This is a genomic window from Herminiimonas glaciei (genome assembly GCF_042664955.1).
Lineage (GTDB): Bacteria > Pseudomonadota > Gammaproteobacteria > Burkholderiales > Burkholderiaceae_D > Oxalicibacterium > Oxalicibacterium glaciei.
Map to the genome: position 1 here is coordinate 1516589 of NZ_JBHTBU010000001.1, position 16225 is coordinate 1532813.

At 55.7% G+C, this 16225-nt stretch carries 20 protein-coding genes; 18 read left to right on the plus strand and 2 right to left on the minus strand.

Features of this window, described 5'->3' with window-relative positions; all coding sequences use genetic code 11:
• Positions 1 to 9 precede the first annotated feature (9 nt).
• From fliS to ACFQPC_RS06740, 5 genes are read left to right on the plus strand one after another with little or no spacing between them, the layout of a single operon-like run.
• Positions 10 to 498 carry a flagellar export chaperone FliS gene (gene fliS, locus ACFQPC_RS06720; protein ID WP_382270992.1) on the plus strand — a complete coding sequence of 163 codons (489 nt, stop codon included), beginning with the start codon at positions 10 to 12 and terminating at the stop codon, positions 496 to 498.
• Positions 499 to 504: 6 nt separating this feature from the next.
• Entirely contained in the window at positions 505 to 843 is a 339-nt protein-coding gene (locus tag ACFQPC_RS06725) for a flagellar protein FliT (protein WP_382271878.1), read from the plus strand.
• A 13-nt stretch (positions 844 to 856) separates the two neighbouring features.
• A complete protein-coding gene (fliK, locus tag ACFQPC_RS06730; protein ID WP_382270994.1) occupies positions 857 to 1993 on the plus strand; it encodes a flagellar hook-length control protein FliK in 1137 nt (378 codons plus the stop codon).
• Positions 1986 to 2273, plus strand: coding sequence for an EscU/YscU/HrcU family type III secretion system export apparatus switch protein (locus ACFQPC_RS06735; protein ID WP_012079300.1), 288 nt, complete (start codon positions 1986 to 1988; stop codon positions 2271 to 2273). The genes fliK and ACFQPC_RS06735 overlap by 8 nt, the downstream gene beginning before the upstream one ends.
• Before the next feature lie 53 nt (positions 2274 to 2326).
• Entirely contained in the window at positions 2327 to 3085 is a 759-nt protein-coding gene (locus tag ACFQPC_RS06740) for a flagellar brake protein (RefSeq protein ID WP_382270996.1), read from the plus strand.
• A 105-nt stretch (positions 3086 to 3190) separates the two neighbouring features.
• Here the strand turns inward: ACFQPC_RS06740 and fliE are convergent, their stop codons facing one another.
• A complete protein-coding gene (gene fliE, locus ACFQPC_RS06745; RefSeq protein ID WP_041296453.1) occupies positions 3191 to 3547 on the minus strand; it encodes a flagellar hook-basal body complex protein FliE in 357 nt (118 codons plus the stop codon).
• A 266-nt stretch (positions 3548 to 3813) separates the two neighbouring features.
• On the opposite strand from fliE, the gene fliF reads away from it, so the two are divergent.
• The 13 genes from fliF to fliR all read left to right on the plus strand — a co-directional run bounded on the left by fliF (position 3814) and on the right by fliR (position 14926).
• Positions 3814 to 5571, plus strand: a complete 1758-nt coding sequence (gene fliF / locus ACFQPC_RS06750) for a flagellar basal-body MS-ring/collar protein FliF (RefSeq protein ID WP_382270998.1) — start codon at positions 3814 to 3816, stop codon at positions 5569 to 5571.
• On the plus strand, positions 5564 to 6559 hold the full coding sequence (gene fliG / locus ACFQPC_RS06755; protein ID WP_012079296.1) for a flagellar motor switch protein FliG: 996 nt from the start codon (positions 5564 to 5566) through the stop codon (positions 6557 to 6559). Before fliF ends, fliG begins: the two co-directional genes overlap by 8 nt.
• Complete coding sequence (gene fliH / locus ACFQPC_RS06760) at positions 6552 to 7250, plus strand: flagellar assembly protein FliH (RefSeq protein ID WP_382271000.1); 699 nt, start codon at positions 6552 to 6554, stop codon at positions 7248 to 7250. Before fliG ends, fliH begins: the two co-directional genes overlap by 8 nt.
• Complete coding sequence (fliI, locus tag ACFQPC_RS06765; protein ID WP_382271002.1) at positions 7250 to 8653, plus strand: flagellar protein export ATPase FliI; 1404 nt, start codon at positions 7250 to 7252, stop codon at positions 8651 to 8653. The genes fliH and fliI overlap by 1 nt, the downstream gene beginning before the upstream one ends.
• A gap of 35 nt (positions 8654 to 8688) precedes the next feature.
• The gene (fliJ, locus tag ACFQPC_RS06770; RefSeq protein WP_382271004.1) at positions 8689 to 9129 is read left to right on the plus strand and encodes a flagellar export protein FliJ; all 441 of its coding nucleotides are present in this window, start codon (positions 8689 to 8691) and stop codon (positions 9127 to 9129) included.
• 23 nt (positions 9130 to 9152) lie between these two features.
• Positions 9153 to 10328 carry a flagellar hook-length control protein FliK gene (locus ACFQPC_RS06775; RefSeq protein WP_382271006.1) on the plus strand — a complete coding sequence of 392 codons (1176 nt, stop codon included), beginning with the start codon at positions 9153 to 9155 and terminating at the stop codon, positions 10326 to 10328.
• 364 nt (positions 10329 to 10692) lie between these two features.
• Positions 10693 to 11205: a flagellar basal body-associated protein FliL gene (gene fliL / locus ACFQPC_RS06780; protein ID WP_382271008.1), complete on the plus strand. Its 513-nt coding sequence runs from the start codon at positions 10693 to 10695 to the stop codon at positions 11203 to 11205.
• Positions 11206 to 11209: 4 nt separating this feature from the next.
• Positions 11210 to 12208: a flagellar motor switch protein FliM gene (gene fliM / locus ACFQPC_RS06785; RefSeq protein ID WP_012079290.1), complete on the plus strand. Its 999-nt coding sequence runs from the start codon at positions 11210 to 11212 to the stop codon at positions 12206 to 12208.
• Positions 12201 to 12620, plus strand: a complete 420-nt coding sequence (fliN, locus tag ACFQPC_RS06790; protein ID WP_382271011.1) for a flagellar motor switch protein FliN — start codon at positions 12201 to 12203, stop codon at positions 12618 to 12620. Before fliM ends, fliN begins: the two co-directional genes overlap by 8 nt.
• A complete protein-coding gene (gene fliO / locus ACFQPC_RS06795; RefSeq protein WP_382271013.1) occupies positions 12617 to 13066 on the plus strand; it encodes a flagellar biosynthetic protein FliO in 450 nt (149 codons plus the stop codon). Before fliN ends, fliO begins: the two co-directional genes overlap by 4 nt.
• Positions 13056 to 13814, plus strand: coding sequence for a flagellar type III secretion system pore protein FliP (gene fliP / locus ACFQPC_RS06800; RefSeq protein ID WP_382271015.1), 759 nt, complete (start codon positions 13056 to 13058; stop codon positions 13812 to 13814). The genes fliO and fliP overlap by 11 nt, the downstream gene beginning before the upstream one ends.
• Before the next feature lie 7 nt (positions 13815 to 13821).
• Complete coding sequence (gene fliQ / locus ACFQPC_RS06805; RefSeq protein ID WP_041296451.1) at positions 13822 to 14091, plus strand: flagellar biosynthesis protein FliQ; 270 nt, start codon at positions 13822 to 13824, stop codon at positions 14089 to 14091.
• Between the two features lie 43 nt (positions 14092 to 14134).
• Entirely contained in the window at positions 14135 to 14926 is a 792-nt protein-coding gene (gene fliR, locus ACFQPC_RS06810; RefSeq protein ID WP_382271018.1) for a flagellar biosynthetic protein FliR, read from the plus strand.
• A 78-nt stretch (positions 14927 to 15004) separates the two neighbouring features.
• On the opposite strand, the gene flgL is transcribed toward fliR, so the two are convergent.
• Entirely contained in the window at positions 15005 to 16219 is a 1215-nt protein-coding gene (flgL, locus tag ACFQPC_RS06815; protein ID WP_382271020.1) for a flagellar hook-associated protein FlgL, read from the minus strand.
• Positions 16220 to 16225: the final 6 nt, after the last annotated feature.

Sequence of the window (16225 nt, forward strand, 5' to 3'; positions counted from 1 at the left end):
GAGACATCAATGTTTGGATCATCGCAAAGCGGAGCTAATGCCTATGCCAAGGTTGGCATGGAAACCGGCGTTATAGCCGCCAATCCGCACAAGCTCATCATCATGCTGTTTGAAGGTGCGCAAATCGCACTCAACAACGCCTTGCAGCAGATGCAGGCCGGGAACATCCCGGAAAAAGGAAAAGCTATTTCCAAAGCCATCATGATTATCGAAAACGGCCTGCGTGCCAGTCTCGACAAATCGGTGGGCGGCGAAATCGCCATCAATCTTGATGCTCTGTACGAATACATGGGCGGACGTCTGTTGCTCGCAAACCTGAACAACGACCCGGCCATCATCCAGGAAATACAAACCCTGCTCCACGACATCAAAAGTGCATGGGAAGAAATCGCCCCGCCATCTGTCGCACCGGCCCCGGTGAATGGATTGCCAGGACAAATACAAGCATCTTCCTACGATGCACTCGCGCCTAACATGTCCCGTTTAATGAAAGCCTGATCGATGATGAACGAACAAGAAATCATTTGTCTGTACGAAAACGTTGCGACCATAACCGATCAAATGCTGGCTGCTGCACGCAGCGGTGATTGGGAAGAGTTAACAGCGCTGGAACAACGCTGTGCGGCACAGGTAAGCATGCTGAAAAGTGGGGAGCCACCAGTCGCATTAACCGGTGCCGAGCGTGAACGCAAAGTAGAGATCATCAAAAAGATCCTGGCCGATGACCGTGAAATCCGTAACATCACTGAACCGTGGATGGCTAAATTGGCGATGCTTATCAATAGCACAGGGACTGAGCGCAAACTCAATCAAGCCTATGGTGCTGGCGGTCGCTCGAATTAATCCGGATTAATTCATGCTGCCACGGGCCGATATCACAGGTACCCGGCCCGTAATCTTGATCGAGGCAACCACGCCGGCAACGGCGTTGGGACAAGCCAAACAGGAATCACTAGACCGGCTCATCCAGCTTACGCTTGGCAAGGAATACCAGGCGCAAGTCCTGTCACGCCTGGCGGATGGCAACTTCCTCGTCAAGATCAATAATGCGCCTGCCAATATGGCACTGCCGCCCGGCACCAAAGCGGGCGACACGATCGACCTGACGCTGCTGGCGGTGCAACCGCGCCCTACTTTCCTGCTCGGCAAACCCGACCCGGGAGCGACGACCTCACTTAGCAATGCCGGTCGCCTGATCGGCAATATGCTGCAACTGGCGCAGGAAGGCGGCATGCCTACCACGCTGGTCGGCAAGACACCGCTACTGACGACTCCCGGTGCACCGGCACCGCAAATCGCCGGCGCGCTGCAAAATGCGATTGCCTTCAGCGGACTCTTCTATGAATCGCATGTCGCCCAATGGGCACTCGGTGCGCGTCCGGCCACTGATTTATTGCGTGAACCACCAGCCAAGCGCGTTGCGACATCATTGCTCGGTACGCCGCAGCCCGCTACTGAGACTGAGGAAAACGGTGGTGGCGAACTCAATCGCCTGGTCAATAATCTGCGCGGATTTGTTACGGGCGAGCGGCCTTTGCCGGATGCACAACGCGCGGCAACAACGATGCGTAGCGCAGATCTGCAGGAAGCCATCGCACCGGTAACCGGCAAGCAACAGGAATTGGCCGGCACCGAAGCCGTCAAACTGATCAGCCTGCAACTCGATACGCTGGAGCAGCGCCGCGTGATGTGGCAAGGCGAACTATTCCCGGGGCAGCCGCTGGAATGGGAGATTTCGGACGAGACGCCGCAAAAAGGCAAGGAGCAGGCCGAACCGGAACCGGTCTGGAACAGTACGGTCAGGTTTTCACTGCCGACCTTGGGTGCGGTATCGGCGTCCATCAGGCTGGTCGGCGACAAAGTACAAATCCAGGTGAATACACCCAGTGCGGAAACCGCCAGCGCGCTGCGTACGCATCGCGAATTGCTGGCGGATGCACTGGGCGCAGCGGGATCGCCGCTGGAATCACTGCTGGTGAAGCAAGATGGATAAGACCACCCCGCCCCAGCAAGCCGTAGCGCTTGCCTACCAGAGCAATGACTCGGCACCACGTGTGGTGGCGAAGGGGCGCGGTGCAATTGCCGAACAAATCATAGAGCGCGCCAAAGAACATGGCGTCGCCATCCATGAGTCGAAAGAGTTGGTGGCACTATTGTTGCAAGTTGAGCTGGATGAGCATATCCCGCCTGCCCTGTATCGGGCGGTAGCGGAGCTCCTGGCATGGTTATATCGCGTTGAGGCTGCCCAACAAGGCGGCGGCAATGTATCATGATCAGTTGCAATTTTTAGTGCCGGTGAATTACCTACGGTTTTAAAGAAATAATAATGACACTTGTAAGCGACCACGAAAATGATGACATGAACCCGTTCCGGGTTCGCTCGCGCCGGGAAGTCATCGCCTTGCTACGCAGCATAGGCGAGCGCAATCAGCTGGTCAGGATGGTCATCAATCACGGTGCGGATACGATTGTTACATCCATCCTCAATATTGATGAAACAAATGACACGGTCCTGCTCGATTGCGCGCCGACCGCGATCATGAACCAGCGTGTTTTGGACAGTAATAAATTATCGTTCGAAACCGTACTCGAAAATATCCGCATCCTGTTTCATGCACCTTCGGCAGAAAGTTGTATTTATGAAAACCTGCCGGCTTTTGTGATTCCCCTGCCGACCAGTGTCGTCCGCCTGCAACGCCGCGAGTTTTATCGTGTTCCGACCCCGTTGACGGCACCGGTATCCTGCACCGTGCCCTATACCAAGGAAGGCGTCACTACCGATATCGCCACCACTTTGCACAATATCAGCGGCGGCGGGATCTCCATCGTCGATGAAAAGAAGGCGCTCGGTACGGCTATAGGCCAGACCTACGACAACTGCAAAATCGATCTGCCAGGCAGTGGCACGATTACCGTCTCGCTGCAGGTACGTAATGTATTGGAATTGACGCTGACCAATGGCAAAAGCATCAATCGCATCGGTTGCGAATTCATGAATCCGTCCAACGGCACGCTGGCGACTGTACAAAAATACATCACCAAGATCGAAAGAGAACAAAACGCGAAGGCAACCGGACTCGGTTAAACGGGAAAGCTGCTGAAGGGAATTGTGATGCCGCGAATGCGGCATCCGAAGAAAGCCAGAACGTCAGTGCCAACAAGGCTGGAGGCCGCTTTGGGCCCCTCCACCCTATACCTGCATATTCATCATTTCCTGATAGGCCGATACCAGCTTGTTACGTACCTGTACCGTAGCCTGGAATGAAATACTCGCCTTTTGCATCGATACCATCACATCCGACAGATTGACGCTGTCGTCCCCCATCGAAAACTTCTCGCCCATCTGATTGGCGCTGTTCTGTGCACTGGCCACATTATCCAGTGACGCTTTCAGCGCTTGCGAAAAGTCTGCCCGGGTTGCCGTCTTTTCCGGCTGGGCCATCCCGCCCAGCGGATTAACGCTGGGCGCCTGGGAGCGCGCCGCAGCGGCCCTGAGCTGGGCAACCATCGCATCTATCGCGCTTGAATCAATTCCACCGACTTTCATCATTCTCTCCATCTTGTTGCTTGCAAGCACTATAATTGCCGAAGCTGATCTTGATCTGTTGCCCGCAAGGGTGTTCAAACTACCTCGACAAGTTATCACGCACCCTGATTTGGATCGGTCTGATAAGCCATAGAAATATTGCTCTATTCCAAAGATTGAAATTCCCCGCAAGCCCGACAATTCAAGCTACGGAAAAAAGCTTGAAGAGCGAGAACAGCGATGAATACACCAATCCGATTTGACGATAGCCGCGCAGGAGCACAATCATGGCAGTAGTCGTAGCAGGCGAAGGCGGTCTGCCACCCGGCGTCCCGGCCGAGGCAAGCGCCACCACCAATATGCAGAACTCCTTCATGGACATGGCGAAATCGCCAAATGGCCGCAAGGTCCTGTTGATGCTGGGCAGCGCAGCCGTGATCGCGGTCATGATCGCATTGGTGCTGTGGAGCCAAAAGCCGGAATACAAGGTGCTTTTCTCCAATTTCTCGGATCGCGACGGCGGTGCCATCATGTCTTCGTTGCAGGCATCCAACGTCCCCTACAAATTCGCCGAAGGTGGCGGTGCCATCCTGGTACCGGCAGATAAAGTCCACGAAATCCGCCTGAAACTGGCCGCTGAAGGTTTGCCGAAAGGCGGCGGCGTCGGTTTCGAGCTGATGGAAAATCAAAAGCTCGGCGTTTCCCAATTCCTCGAACAGGTCAACTTCCAGCGCGCACTGGAAGGCGAACTGGCACGTTCTATCCAGTCCGTCGGCGCAGTACAGGCCGCACGCGTACACCTGGCGATGCCAAAAGCATCGGTATTCGTACGCGACCAGCAAAAACCAACCGCTTCCGTCTTATTGAACCTGCGCCAGGGTCGTGCCCTCGACCAGCAGCAAGTCAGTGCCATCGTGCATCTGGTTGCCAGCAGCGTGCCTGAGCTGTCGCCGAAGAATGTCACCATCGTTGACCAGTCCGGCAACCTGCTGTCGGAAACCAACAAGCCGGCCGGTTCCAATACGCTGGACCCATCGCAACTCAAATATGTGCAGGAACTGCAGCAAAGCATTACCAAGCGCATCGAATCCATCATTACGCCTATCGTCGGCGCGAATAATATCCGTGCCGAAGCAACCGCCGATGTCGATTTTTCGACCAGCGAACAAGCGGCCGAAATCTATAAACCGAACCAAGTACCGAACAGTGCCACCGTACGCAGCCTGCAAACCAGCGAATCGCGCGGCAATGGCAATGGCGCTTCCGGCGTTCCTGGCGCGCTCACCAATCAACCTGCTCCGAATGCCACTGCGCCACTGACTGCACCGCCATTGGCAGCCGACGGCACACCGGCTACCGCGACCAATCCACCGGCCCCGGGAACGCCTGCAGCAGCCGCTGCTGCGGCAGCTGCGGCCAGCGCAGCAGCGAATGCCACGCCAACGCAAAAAGACACCACGACCAATTTCGAAGTGGATAAAACCGTACGCTATGTACAACAACCTATGGGCGGCTTGAAACGCCTGTCGGTAGCGGTCGTGGTCAACTATAAACGCGTAGTGGCAAAAGACGGCAAAGTCACCATCGCCCCGTTGAGCGAAACGGAAAAGAACCAGATCACCGACCTCGTCAAAGAAGCAATGGGCTATAACAAAGACCGTGGCGACACATTGAACGTCGTTAATAGTCCTTTCGCCGGTGTAGAAAAAGACGAAATCGTCCAGCCACCTCTGTGGGAACGTCCGGAAATCATCGAAATGGCGATCCAGGCGGCCAAATACCTGGCCATCGGTATCGTACTGTTCCTGCTCTATCGCAAATTGTTGAAGCCTATGCTCAACAAGCTGAACCCGCCACCACCGGAACCGCTGGCGCTGGAAAATGAAAATGCGGAAGCCCTCGAACGGATGCACCTGGAAGAAGATGGCAAGCCGATGGGTATCCAGAATACCTATCAACAGAACCTGGAAGCCGCCAAAGAGCTGGCCAGGAAGGATCCGAAAGTCGTCGCAAACATTGTGAAATCGTGGGTGGGAAATGATTGATAACGGCGTACATAAAGGTGCCATCCTGATGCTCGCACTCGGTGCTGATGAAGCAGCCGAAGTGATGAAATATCTGGGTCCGCGCGAAGTGCAAAAACTCGGTGCAGCGATGTCGACGATGAAGGCGATCCAGAGCGAAGAACTGGTGGCCGTACTCAGTGAATTCCGTGCCGAAACCGAGAAAAATACCTCGCTCGGCCTCGATTCCGACGACTATATCCGCGATGTACTGACCAAGGCCCTGGGCGACGACAAAGCCGCTTCCCTGCTCAACCGCATCCTCGGTGCACGCGATGCCAGCGGCATCGAAAGCCTGAAATGGATGGATGGCCAATCGGTAGCCGACCTGGTGCGTAACGAACATCCGCAAATCATTGCCACTATCCTGGTCCACCTTGAGCGCGACCAGGCATGTGAAGTATTGGAACGCTTTACCGAACGCCTGCGCAATGACGTGGTGCTGCGTATTGCCACGCTGGATGGCGTGCAACCGGCTGCCTTGCGCGAACTCAATGAAGTGTTGACCAAGCTGCTGACCGGTAACGAAAACCTGAAAAAGAAACCGATGGGCGGTGTCCGCGCTGCGGCCGAAATCCTCAACTTCTTCAGCGGCGAAAATGAAATCTCCGTCATGGCCAACCTGAAAAGCTATGACAACGATATGGCGCAAAAAATCATGGACGAGATGTTTGTCTTCGACAACATCATGGATATCGAAGATCGCGGCATCCAGTTACTGTTGCGCGAAGTCCAGTCCGAATCGCTGATCGTGGCACTGAAAGGTGCGACACCGGAATTGCGCGAAAAATTCTTCAAGAATATGTCGCAACGTGCGGGTGAAATGATGCGCGAAGATCTGGAATCGAAAGGTCCGGTGCGCCTGTCCGAAGTGGAAACCAATCAAAAAGAAATCCTGCAAATCATCCGCCGCCTGGCAGATGAAGGCCAGTTGACCCTGGGTGGCAAAGCGGAAGATGCATATGTCTAATGTCATTCCAAAAGAACGGCAATCGGCTTATCAACGTTGGGAAATGACTTCGTTCAACGAAGAAAAGCCCAGCGCAAAAATCGAGCCGCTCAAGGACAGTGCCGCCGAACTGGCAGCGGCCAATGCCGCCGCTGCCGCGCATACCGCCAATATCGCGGCAATGGCCGAACAAATTGAAAACGCACGCGCTGAAGCACATGCGGAAGGTTATGCCGCCGGCATGGAAGAAGGTCGCGCTGCCGGCCTGGCCGAAGGCCGGGTGCAAGCCGAACAGGAAAAGCAAACCTTGCTGCAAATTGCCGATACTTTCGGTACCGAAGTTGCGCAAGCCAATGAACTGATCGCCAGCGATATGCTGGACCTGGCACTCGACCTGGCCAAGGCGATGCTAAAAACGGCGCTGAATGTAAGGCCCGAACTCATCGTACCGCTGGTGCGTGAAGCCATCCATTATTTGCCTACACTGCAACAACCCGCCCTGCTGCATTTGCATCCGGATGACGCCGCCATCATTGCCAGCCACCTCGGCGATGAACTGAGCAGCGCGGCCTGGCGCGTGGTTGAAGATCCGCATATGGATAGAGGCAGCTGCCGCGTCGAAACCGTCACCAACCAGATCGACGCCACCACCACGACCCGCTGGCAACGTATAGCCGCGGCCCTCGGCAAAGAATCCGACTGGCTGCTCTGATGCTGACCGACCACCCAAACAGCGGACGCTGGCAAGCCTATCTGCGCGATTGCCGCATGCTGCTGGATATCGCCGAACCGATGCTGGTCTCGGGACGTATCACACGGGTCGCCGGCCTCGTGATGGAGGCAGTCGGCCTCAAACTGGCAGTTGGCAGCGCCTGTACCGTACCGCTCGCCAATGGAGCACGGATAGAAGCCGAAGTGGTTGGCTTTGAAAATGACCGCCTGTTCCTGATGCCGCAAAGCGATGTTGAAGGTATCGTTCCCGGCACCCGGGTTTATCCGGTAGAAGTCGTGCAATCGCTGCCGCGCCCCGGTGCCGTTACCCATCCGCGCCGTCGTCCCAGCGACCGTGGCCGTCACCTGCCGGTCGGGATCGAATTATTGGGCCGTGTGCTCGATGGCGCCGGTCGCCCGCTCGACAACCTCGGCCCCTTGAATGCAGCACACGCCGCACCTTTGAACGTACGTGCCGCCAATCCTTTGTCACGTGCCCCGATTACCGATGTACTCGATGTCGGCGTACGCGCCATCAACAGCATGCTGACAGTCGGTCGTGGCCAGCGCATGGGCTTGTTCGCAGGCTCCGGCGTCGGTAAGAGCGTCTTGCTCGGCATGATGGCGCGCTACACCACGGCGGATGTAATCGTGGTCGGCCTGATCGGCGAACGGGGTCGCGAGGTAAAAGAATTCATTGAACAAATCCTGGGCGCCGAAGGCCTGGCGCGCTCGGTTGTGGTCGCCGCCCCGGCCGATACGCCACCGCTGATGCGCCTGCAGGGTGCCGCATATGCCACCGCCATCGCCGAGCATTTCCGCGATGAAGGCAAGGATGTCTTGCTGATCATGGATTCGCTGACCCGTTATGCAATGGCACAACGTGAAATCGCACTGGCAATCGGTGAACCGCCGGCTACCAAAGGGTACCCGCCGTCGGTATTTGCCAAGCTGCCGGCACTGGTTGAACGCGCCGGTAACGGCAAGGAAGGCGGCGGCTCGATTACCGCCTTCTATACCGTGCTGACCGAAGGCGATGACCAACAGGATCCGATTGCCGATTCCGCCCGCGCCATCCTGGACGGCCACATCGTGCTGAATCGCTCGCTGGCGGAAGCCGGCCATTACCCGGCGATCGATATCGAACAGTCGATCAGCCGCGCAATGCACAACATCACCACCCCGGAACACCAGAAGCAGACGCGCAAGCTGAAACAGCTGACGTCCCGTTATCAACGCAATCGTGACTTGATCAGCGTGGGCGCTTATAGTGCAGGTTCCGACCCTGTGCTGGATGAGGCGATTGCCTTGAACTCGAAAATAGAGTCATTTTTGCAACAGGACATTACCGAACGCTGCGGCATAAACGAGAGCTTGGGGCAACTTGCCTCGCTATTCGACTGATTGCCGCCGCCCTGCGAAAAATATAATTAAGCACGATGGCTACATCTACTGCATTAGACACACTGATAGAACTGGCGACCAAGGAAACCGACGAGGCCGCCAAACGTCTTGGAAAATGCATGAAGACCGCCGAAGAATGCGAGCAGAAACTGGCTTTGCTGGAGCAATACCGCGACGACTATGCAGCGCGTTTCCAGCAAAACCTGAGTACCGGCCTGAGTGCACTCGGCTACCAGAATTACCAGCAATTCCTCGGCAAACTGGAACAAGCCATCAGCAGTCAGCAATCGGTAGTACGCGATGCCCATACACGGGTGGAACGCGAACGTTCAGCCTGGCAAGCCAGTGAACGTAAACGCATGTCCTACGGCACCCTGGCCAATCGCGCATTGAAAGCCAAGCAGTTGCAGGAAAACAAACGCGACCAGAAGCAGACTGACGAACACGCAGCAAGAGCCTTGCTCTACAAACGATAAACGACTTGGACGGACGCATAACGATGAACACTTCAGCAGTCAACAACCCACTCAGCGTATTGCAGGCACCGGTGCCAAACAGCAAACAGGACAGCTCTCCGAGTCCTGAAGCCGGTGCGTTCAATCAGGTTTTGTCGCGTGAAATGTCCGGTCGTGGCAATACTGCCAACAGCACCAGCGAAGCCAACAAAAATCCGGGCAAAGATACTGCCAGTCAGGGCGACAAAACCAAAACCGAGACCGGCCCTGCCGCCGAAGTGGCCAAGCCCGCAGAAGAAGGTAAAGTCGCGACACCCGAGGCAAAAACCGAGGAAAGTGACGCCGAACCGGTTACCGTTTCTGCAGAACTGCTGGCCTTTGTCGCCGCCCTGACCCAGGCCAATACTGCGGTGGTAGCGACACCGGCCCCGGCAGCCAGCGCTGACGCCGAACTGGGCGTCGCAATCAAGGTTGAAGGCGAACTGGACCCGGCGGTCGATACCAAGCTGGGTGCCAACCTGATCACGGCCGCCGCCGATAGTGAAAAAGAAGCCGTAGGCAAGAAATCAGACTTTGTCGCCGCACTGGATAAAGCGACCAAAGGCGGCGCTGAAGCCAAAAATACACCCGTCGCTGCACCGGTAAAAACCGAGATCGACCTCGCCACCGCTATCGCACAAGGCAGCAAAGCCCTCGAGCCGGCGACCGTCAGCAATCCGCAAACCGTGGCAGCCGTCACTGCGGCCGCCTTGCAGCAGTTGAGTGAGGCACAAGGTCCGCAATCGAACAAGATCGCGCCACAAGTCGGCAACCCGGGCTGGGACCAGGCCCTGGGCCAGAAAGTATTGTGGATGGTGCAAGGTGCACAACAAAGTGCCACCCTGACCCTGAATCCGCCCGACCTCGGACCTATGCAAGTCACACTGCATGTGAATAACAACCAGGCCACTGCCAACTTTACGGCGCACCAGCCGGAAGTCCGCCATGCACTGGAAGCAGCGATGCCGCGCCTGCGTGAGATGCTCAATGATGCAGGTATCCAGTTGGGGCAATCGAACGTCAGCGCCGGCTCGCCGAACCAGCAAGGCAGCTTCGGTGAACAGCGCCAAAGCAACGGTGCACGCCAATCGAACCAGGTGGATATCGCTGATGCGGCAGTCCACGTCAGCCATGTGCCGGTCCCGACCGGCAGCAATGGGCTGGTCGACACCTTCGCCTGATCGTTTTCACAAGGTGGCAAGCGCGCTCCGCGTTTGCCATCCCGGCCTGCAGAAAATTCCCGTATCCGTCAGAACCAAGTCGCTGAACTGCAACGCCAGCAGCGGCAGCGGAAAAATTCGCATAGTTTTCGTCTGTCATCAGTGTTTGCCGCAATTAATAATGGTTTAATAGCGGCTGAAGCCTCGCTCCGTCTGCGCCATAGCGTCCAGCCGGGGCCGGCCAGAAGAATCGACCCAGGTCCGGAGCAGCGAATACGTCGATATGCGTCGTGTTCCCCTCTCTTTTCAATGCATCCTGTGTGTCGTTTTTTTTTAATAATGGCATGTGACTTTAAAAAACTCATGTCGTACTTGAGGAAGACAGATGGCAACAGCAGCAAAGGCAGGCGCTAAAGCAGGCGCAGACGCAGCGGATAAACCGAAGAAGTCCCGCTTATTGATCATCATCCTGGCCGCCTTGCTCGTGCTCGGTGGTGGCGGTGGCGCGGCTGCCTGGTATTTCCTCGGCCAGAAAGCCGAATCGCATGCACCGAAGGCGGCGGATGCTGTCGACTTGAGCAAGCCACCCGTGTTTTTGCCGATGGAAGCCTTCACGGTCAACCTGCAACCTGAGAATGGCGAACAATTCCTGCAAACCAGTTTCACGCTGCAAGTATCGAATCAGGCGCAACTGGATTTGATCAAGTTATACATGCCGCATGTGCGTAGCCGCCTGCTGCTTTTGTTATCCGGCAAAAAGGCGTCTGAAATCCTGACCGTAGACGGTAAAAACAAATTATCGGAAGAAATCATTGCTGTATTCAAACAGCCATTTACGCCACAAGGCCCTAGCGTGACCATTACCAACGTTTTATTTACTTCATTCGTCGTCCAATAAGACCATGGCTGATAATTTCCTCTCTCAAGAAGAAGTTGATGCGCTGCTCAAGGGCGTCAACGGCGATCAGGATGAGACCGGCAAGCCGGAAGACTCAGCGGGCGTACGCCCGTACAATCTGGCGACCCAGGAACGTATCGTCCGTGGCCGGATGCCTACGCTGGAAATTATCAATGAACGTTTTTCGCGCCTGCTGCGCATCGGCCTCTTCAACTTCCTGCACCGCAGTGCCGAAGTATCGATCGGTCCGGTCCGCGTTTCCAAGTACAGCGAATTCATCCGCAACCTGGTGGTGCCGACCAACCTGAACCTGATCCACATGAAGCCGCTGCGCGGTACCGGCCTGATCGTGCTCGATCCGAACCTGGTATTCCTGCTGGTGGACAATCTGTTCGGCGGCGATGGCCGCTTCCATACCCGGGTTGAAGGACGCGACTTTACCCAAACCGAACAACGCATCATCCAGCGCATACTCGGCATCATTTTCGAGACCTACGCTAAATCATGGGAACCGGTCTACCCGGTTGAATTCGAATACATCCGTTCGGAAATGAATACCCAGTTTGCGAATATCGCGACGCCGAACGAAGTCGTGGTGGCCACTACCTTCACCATCGAACTCGGTCCGGTCAGCGGCGATATGCACTTCTGCACCCCGTACGCGATGATCGAACCAATCCGCGATTTGCTGACCAGCAGCATGCAGGGTGAAACGCTGGAAATGGACAAGCGCTGGATCCGCCTGATGACACAACAAATCCAGACCGCTGAAGTGGAAATCCTGGCGAATATGGGTTCGGCCAAGGTGACTTTGGGCGACATCCTCAATATGCAAAAAGGCGACATCATCCCTATCGCCGTGCCGGATACGATTACCGCCGAAGTGGACAGCGTGCCAGTGATGGAATGCTCGTACGGAAAACTGAATGGACAATACGCATTGCGCGTGGAAAAACTGATCTACAGCGCAAACGATACAACGCAAGGAGAAGATCATGGCTGATGAAAACGAACCGCAAACCACAGTAGAAGACGATTGGGGTGCAGCGATGGCGGAACAGGAGCAGACCGAAGCTGCTGCCCTCGATGCCAAACCTGCATCTGCTACCGTATTCAAGGATTTTGCCGGTGGTGACCTGAAGACAGGTACGCACAACGACATCGACTTCATCCTCGATATCCCGGTACAACTGACAGTAGAACTCGGCCGTACCAAGATCGCGATCAAAAACCTGCTGCAACTGGCGCAAGGTTCAGTCGTCGAGCTCGACGGCCTGGCCGGTGAGCCAATGGACGTATTGGTCAACGGCTGCCTGATCGCACAAGGCGAAGTCGTGGTCGTCAACGATAAGTTCGGTATTCGCCTGACCGACATCATCACACCTGCGGAACGCATTCGAAAACTGAACCGATGATTTGTCTTCACCCTGCCTTACTGCGTTCTGCACTGCTGACGGTCGCTTTCAGCGCCGGCAGTGCCTACGCTGAAAGCGCTGCCACCGTCACCCCCGGCAGCGCAGTTCCTTCTACTGCCGGCAATCTGTTCCAGGTCTTGCTCGGCCTGGTCGTGGTACTCGCCCTGATGGCCGGTGCAGCCTGGCTGCTGCGTCGTTTCAATACGGCCAAAGGCATCAGCAATGCCAATATCAAAATCGTCGGCGGCGTCAGTGTTGGCAGCCGTGAACGTGTGGTCGTGGTTGAAATCGCCGATCAATGGATAGTCGTCGGCGTGGCACCCGGACGCGTCAATTCGCTCGCCACCATGCAAAAACAGGAAACCACGCTGACACCTGAAGCGCCGTCTTCCGGCAACTTCTCGACCTGGCTCGCGCAAACAATTGAAAAACGCAATGGCCAATAATATTTCCCCACTGCTGCGCCGTGCATTGCCGCTGCTGCTCCTGATCCTGCCGGTTGCCGCGATGGCGCAACAAGCCGGCCTGCCTGCATTCACCAGTTCGCCGGCACCGGGCGGCGGCCAAACCTATTCGCTCAGCCTGCAAACGCTGCTGCTGCTGACCGGCCTGTCCTTCCTGCCGGCCATCTTGCTGATGATGACCAGCTTCACCCGTATCATCATCGTACTGTCGCTGCTGCGCCAGGCACTGGGTACGCAAAGCTCGCCACCAAACCAGGTCATCATCGGCCTGTCCCTGTTCCTGACCCTGTTCGTCATGAGTCCGGTACTCGACAAAATCTATGTCGATGCTTACCAGCCTTTTTCACAAAACAAGATACAGATGCAGGAAGCGCTGGACAAGGCAGTCACGCCCCTGAAAACATTCATGATCAAGCAAACGCGTGAATCTGACCTCGCACTCTACGTCAAGCTGTCGAAGGGACCGGAGTTACAAGGACCGGAAGACATCCCATTACGTATATTGGTACCTGCATTTATCACCAGTGAGTTGAAGACGGCCTTCCAGATCAGCTTTGCGATCTTCATCCCCTTCCTGATCATCGATATGGTGGTCGCCAGTGTGCTGATGTCGATGGGTATGATGATGGTATCGCCGGCGATTGTGGCGCTACCCTTCAAGCTGATGCTCTTCGTTCTGGTCGATGGCTGGCAATTGCTGATCGGCTCGCTCGCACAAAGTTTCTACTGAGGACGCTATGACACCAGAAACCGTCATGACCATGGGCCGTCACGCGATTGAAGTTACCTTGATGGTGGCGGCGCCGATGTTGCTGGTCGCTTTGGGTATCGGTTTGATTGTCAGTATTTTCCAGGCTGCGACCCAGATCAATGAAACCACCCTCTCCTTCATCCCCAAGCTGATCGGCATTTTTGTTGCCCTCGTAGTCGCCGGCCCGTGGATGCTGACAGTATTACTCGATTACATGCGCGAGATGTTTACCAACATCCCGCTCTACGTCAGCTAGTGCCGTATCCAGGCACTGCTGTCGCCGCATCCGGCACCATCGCATGATTTCTCTTACCAGCGCCGAACTCAACACCTGGATTGCCGCCTTCCTGTGGCCGCTCACGCGCATCATCGGCATGATCTCGGTCGCCCCGCTGTTTGGCAATGTCAGCGTACCGGCACGCGTCAAAATCGGGCTCGGCATCATGCTTGCGATGATCATCGCACCGACCGTCCCCGCGATGCCCGCACTGGATCCGATGTCACTGCAAGGCTTGCTGATCCTGGCGCAACAACTGATTATCGGGCTATCGATAGGCTTTGCAATGCGCATCACCTTTGCCGGCGTCGAAATGGCCGGTGAAATTATCGGCATGACGATGGGACTGGGCTTTGCCAGCTTCTTCGATCCGCAAACGCGTGCACGGTCATCCGCCATCAGCCAATTTCTGGCCTTGCTGACGCTGACGATATACCTTGCCACCAATCTGCACCTGGTGGTGTTATCGACGCTGGCGCAAACCTTTGAAATGCTCCCGATCAGCAGCAGCTTTCTCTCGGCCGGCGGCATGCTGGAAGTCGTGAAATGGGGTGGCCGTATTTTCAGTGCCGGCGTACAGCTGTCCCTGCCTGTCGTTGCCGCTTTGCTGATTACCAATATCGCACTCGGCATCCTGACCCGTGCCGCGCCACAACTGAACATCTTCGGTATCGGCTTCCCGATTACGATCGGTGTCGGCTTCATCATGATAGGCATAGTATTGCCTTACCTGATGAATCCGATCATCAACCTGATCCAGGAAGGCATCGTTGCAATGGGCCGCATTACGATGGCAATGACGCCGCTTAACTAGGATTCGACATACGAATCTTGCCGCAAACAAAAAAAGGCTTGCCGATCAGGGCAAGCCTTTTTATTAGGTCAGGCCGGATCAGCTCAGCATATTGAAGAGCGACAAGCCGGCGATCTTGATAAAGGTTTTTTGCGCCGCATCCAGGGCAAACTGTTGCTGCGTAAAGCGTGAGTACGCTTCAACCGGATCGATTTCTTGCAACTGCTTCAGGGTAGCGGTGTATTGCAAGGTCAGGCTCGAACCAACGTTGTCGAGGTTTTCAATTTCCTGCAAACGTGTACCTACCGTGGTCCGTACTTTGGAAATATTCGCCAGCGCATTATCAATATTATTGTTTGCGGTATTGAGGCCATTCGTCAAGCGTGTCTTGCCGCCGTCACCCGTAGTGGATGTCGAGAGGACATTCAGCAAATCCGTGATCGTAGTGAAGATACTCTGGTTCGTACTCGGCTCGATGCTAAAGGTATCACCATTCGCAGGTACGCCTTTGACATCAAAGGTCATGCCATCAAAGGTAATTGCCTGGCCGCTGACGTAAGGCTGCGGCGTCGCCGGAGTTGCCGGTGGTGGCGTTTGCGTGACCAGGTAAGTCGTTGCACCGGCAGCATCAATGCTGAAGGTAATATCGTATTTGGCGCCGGTCAGTTGCGACACGTCTGTGACCGAACCGGTACTGATGAGGCCGCTACCGGTATTGGCGTTGCCTGCCGAAGTCTGGAAGCGACCGTTACCTGTCATGCCACCTTCAAAGATGGAGGAACCGGAATCGCTGGATGACAGTTGACGGGCAGCGCCGACTTGTAACATGCGCTGTCCCTGGTCGCCGTTGTAGACCGCACCGCCGGCCGATTCCGTAAACGGTTTGGACCCTACCTGGTATCCGGCAAACAGATAATCGCCGTTGGCACCGCGTGTATTCGCCAGACCCAGCAATTCTTCGAAATTGTTCCGCAATTGTGTCACGTATGCCTGACGCTGCGAATCATCCATGGAAGCATTACCGGCCCCCACCACCGAAGTCTTGATCGACTGCAGCAATGTCGTCACGCTTTGCAGTACGCTCTCTTCTTCCGATAAGGCACTTTTCGCATTCGCACGATTGGTGGCAAACTGGTTATTGATCGAGATCGCCTGGTCCACGCCCAGAGCGGCAGCCGCAGCAACCGGATCATCGGCCGGCGACAAAATACGAAGTCCCGTTGCAATTTGTTGCTGGGTTTTGAACATGGCAAGGGTCATATCGCCGATCTTGCCCGAGCCCATTTCAAATATCGTATTCGTGCTAATACGCATGATCAG

Bases quoted from the DNA above. Each gene is read 5' to 3' on its own strand.
- fliL (WP_382271008.1), top strand. From the start codon at position 10,693: ATGGCAACAGCAGCAAAGGCAGGCGCTAAAGCAGGCGCAGACGCAGCG.
- fliJ (WP_382271004.1), top strand. From the start codon at position 8,689: ATGGCTACATCTACTGCATTAGACACACTGATAGAACTGGCGACCAAG.
- fliR (WP_382271018.1), top strand. From the start codon at position 14,135: ATGATTTCTCTTACCAGCGCCGAACTCAACACCTGGATTGCCGCCTTC.
- ACFQPC_RS06735 (WP_012079300.1), top strand. From the start codon at position 1,986: ATGGATAAGACCACCCCGCCCCAGCAAGCCGTAGCGCTTGCCTACCAG.
- fliM (WP_012079290.1), top strand. From the start codon at position 11,210: ATGGCTGATAATTTCCTCTCTCAAGAAGAAGTTGATGCGCTGCTCAAG.
- ACFQPC_RS06725 (WP_382271878.1), top strand. From the start codon at position 505: ATGAACGAACAAGAAATCATTTGTCTGTACGAAAACGTTGCGACCATA.
- ACFQPC_RS06740 (WP_382270996.1), top strand. From the start codon at position 2,327: ATGACACTTGTAAGCGACCACGAAAATGATGACATGAACCCGTTCCGG.
- fliO (WP_382271013.1), top strand. From the start codon at position 12,617: ATGATTTGTCTTCACCCTGCCTTACTGCGTTCTGCACTGCTGACGGTC.
- fliK (WP_382270994.1), top strand. From the start codon at position 857: ATGCTGCCACGGGCCGATATCACAGGTACCCGGCCCGTAATCTTGATC.
- fliQ (WP_041296451.1), top strand. From the start codon at position 13,822: ATGACACCAGAAACCGTCATGACCATGGGCCGTCACGCGATTGAAGTT.
- flgL (WP_382271020.1), bottom strand. From the start codon at position 16,219: ATGCGTATTAGCACGAATACGATATTTGAAATGGGCTCGGGCAAGATC.
- fliN (WP_382271011.1), top strand. From the start codon at position 12,201: ATGGCTGATGAAAACGAACCGCAAACCACAGTAGAAGACGATTGGGGT.
- fliG (WP_012079296.1), top strand. From the start codon at position 5,564: ATGATTGATAACGGCGTACATAAAGGTGCCATCCTGATGCTCGCACTC.
- fliS (WP_382270992.1), top strand. From the start codon at position 10: ATGTTTGGATCATCGCAAAGCGGAGCTAATGCCTATGCCAAGGTTGGC.
- fliP (WP_382271015.1), top strand. From the start codon at position 13,056: ATGGCCAATAATATTTCCCCACTGCTGCGCCGTGCATTGCCGCTGCTG.
- fliH (WP_382271000.1), top strand. From the start codon at position 6,552: ATGTCTAATGTCATTCCAAAAGAACGGCAATCGGCTTATCAACGTTGG.
- fliE (WP_041296453.1), bottom strand. From the start codon at position 3,547: ATGAAAGTCGGTGGAATTGATTCAAGCGCGATAGATGCGATGGTTGCC.
- fliF (WP_382270998.1), top strand. From the start codon at position 3,814: ATGGCAGTAGTCGTAGCAGGCGAAGGCGGTCTGCCACCCGGCGTCCCG.
- fliI (WP_382271002.1), top strand. From the start codon at position 7,250: ATGCTGACCGACCACCCAAACAGCGGACGCTGGCAAGCCTATCTGCGC.
- ACFQPC_RS06775 (WP_382271006.1), top strand. From the start codon at position 9,153: ATGAACACTTCAGCAGTCAACAACCCACTCAGCGTATTGCAGGCACCG.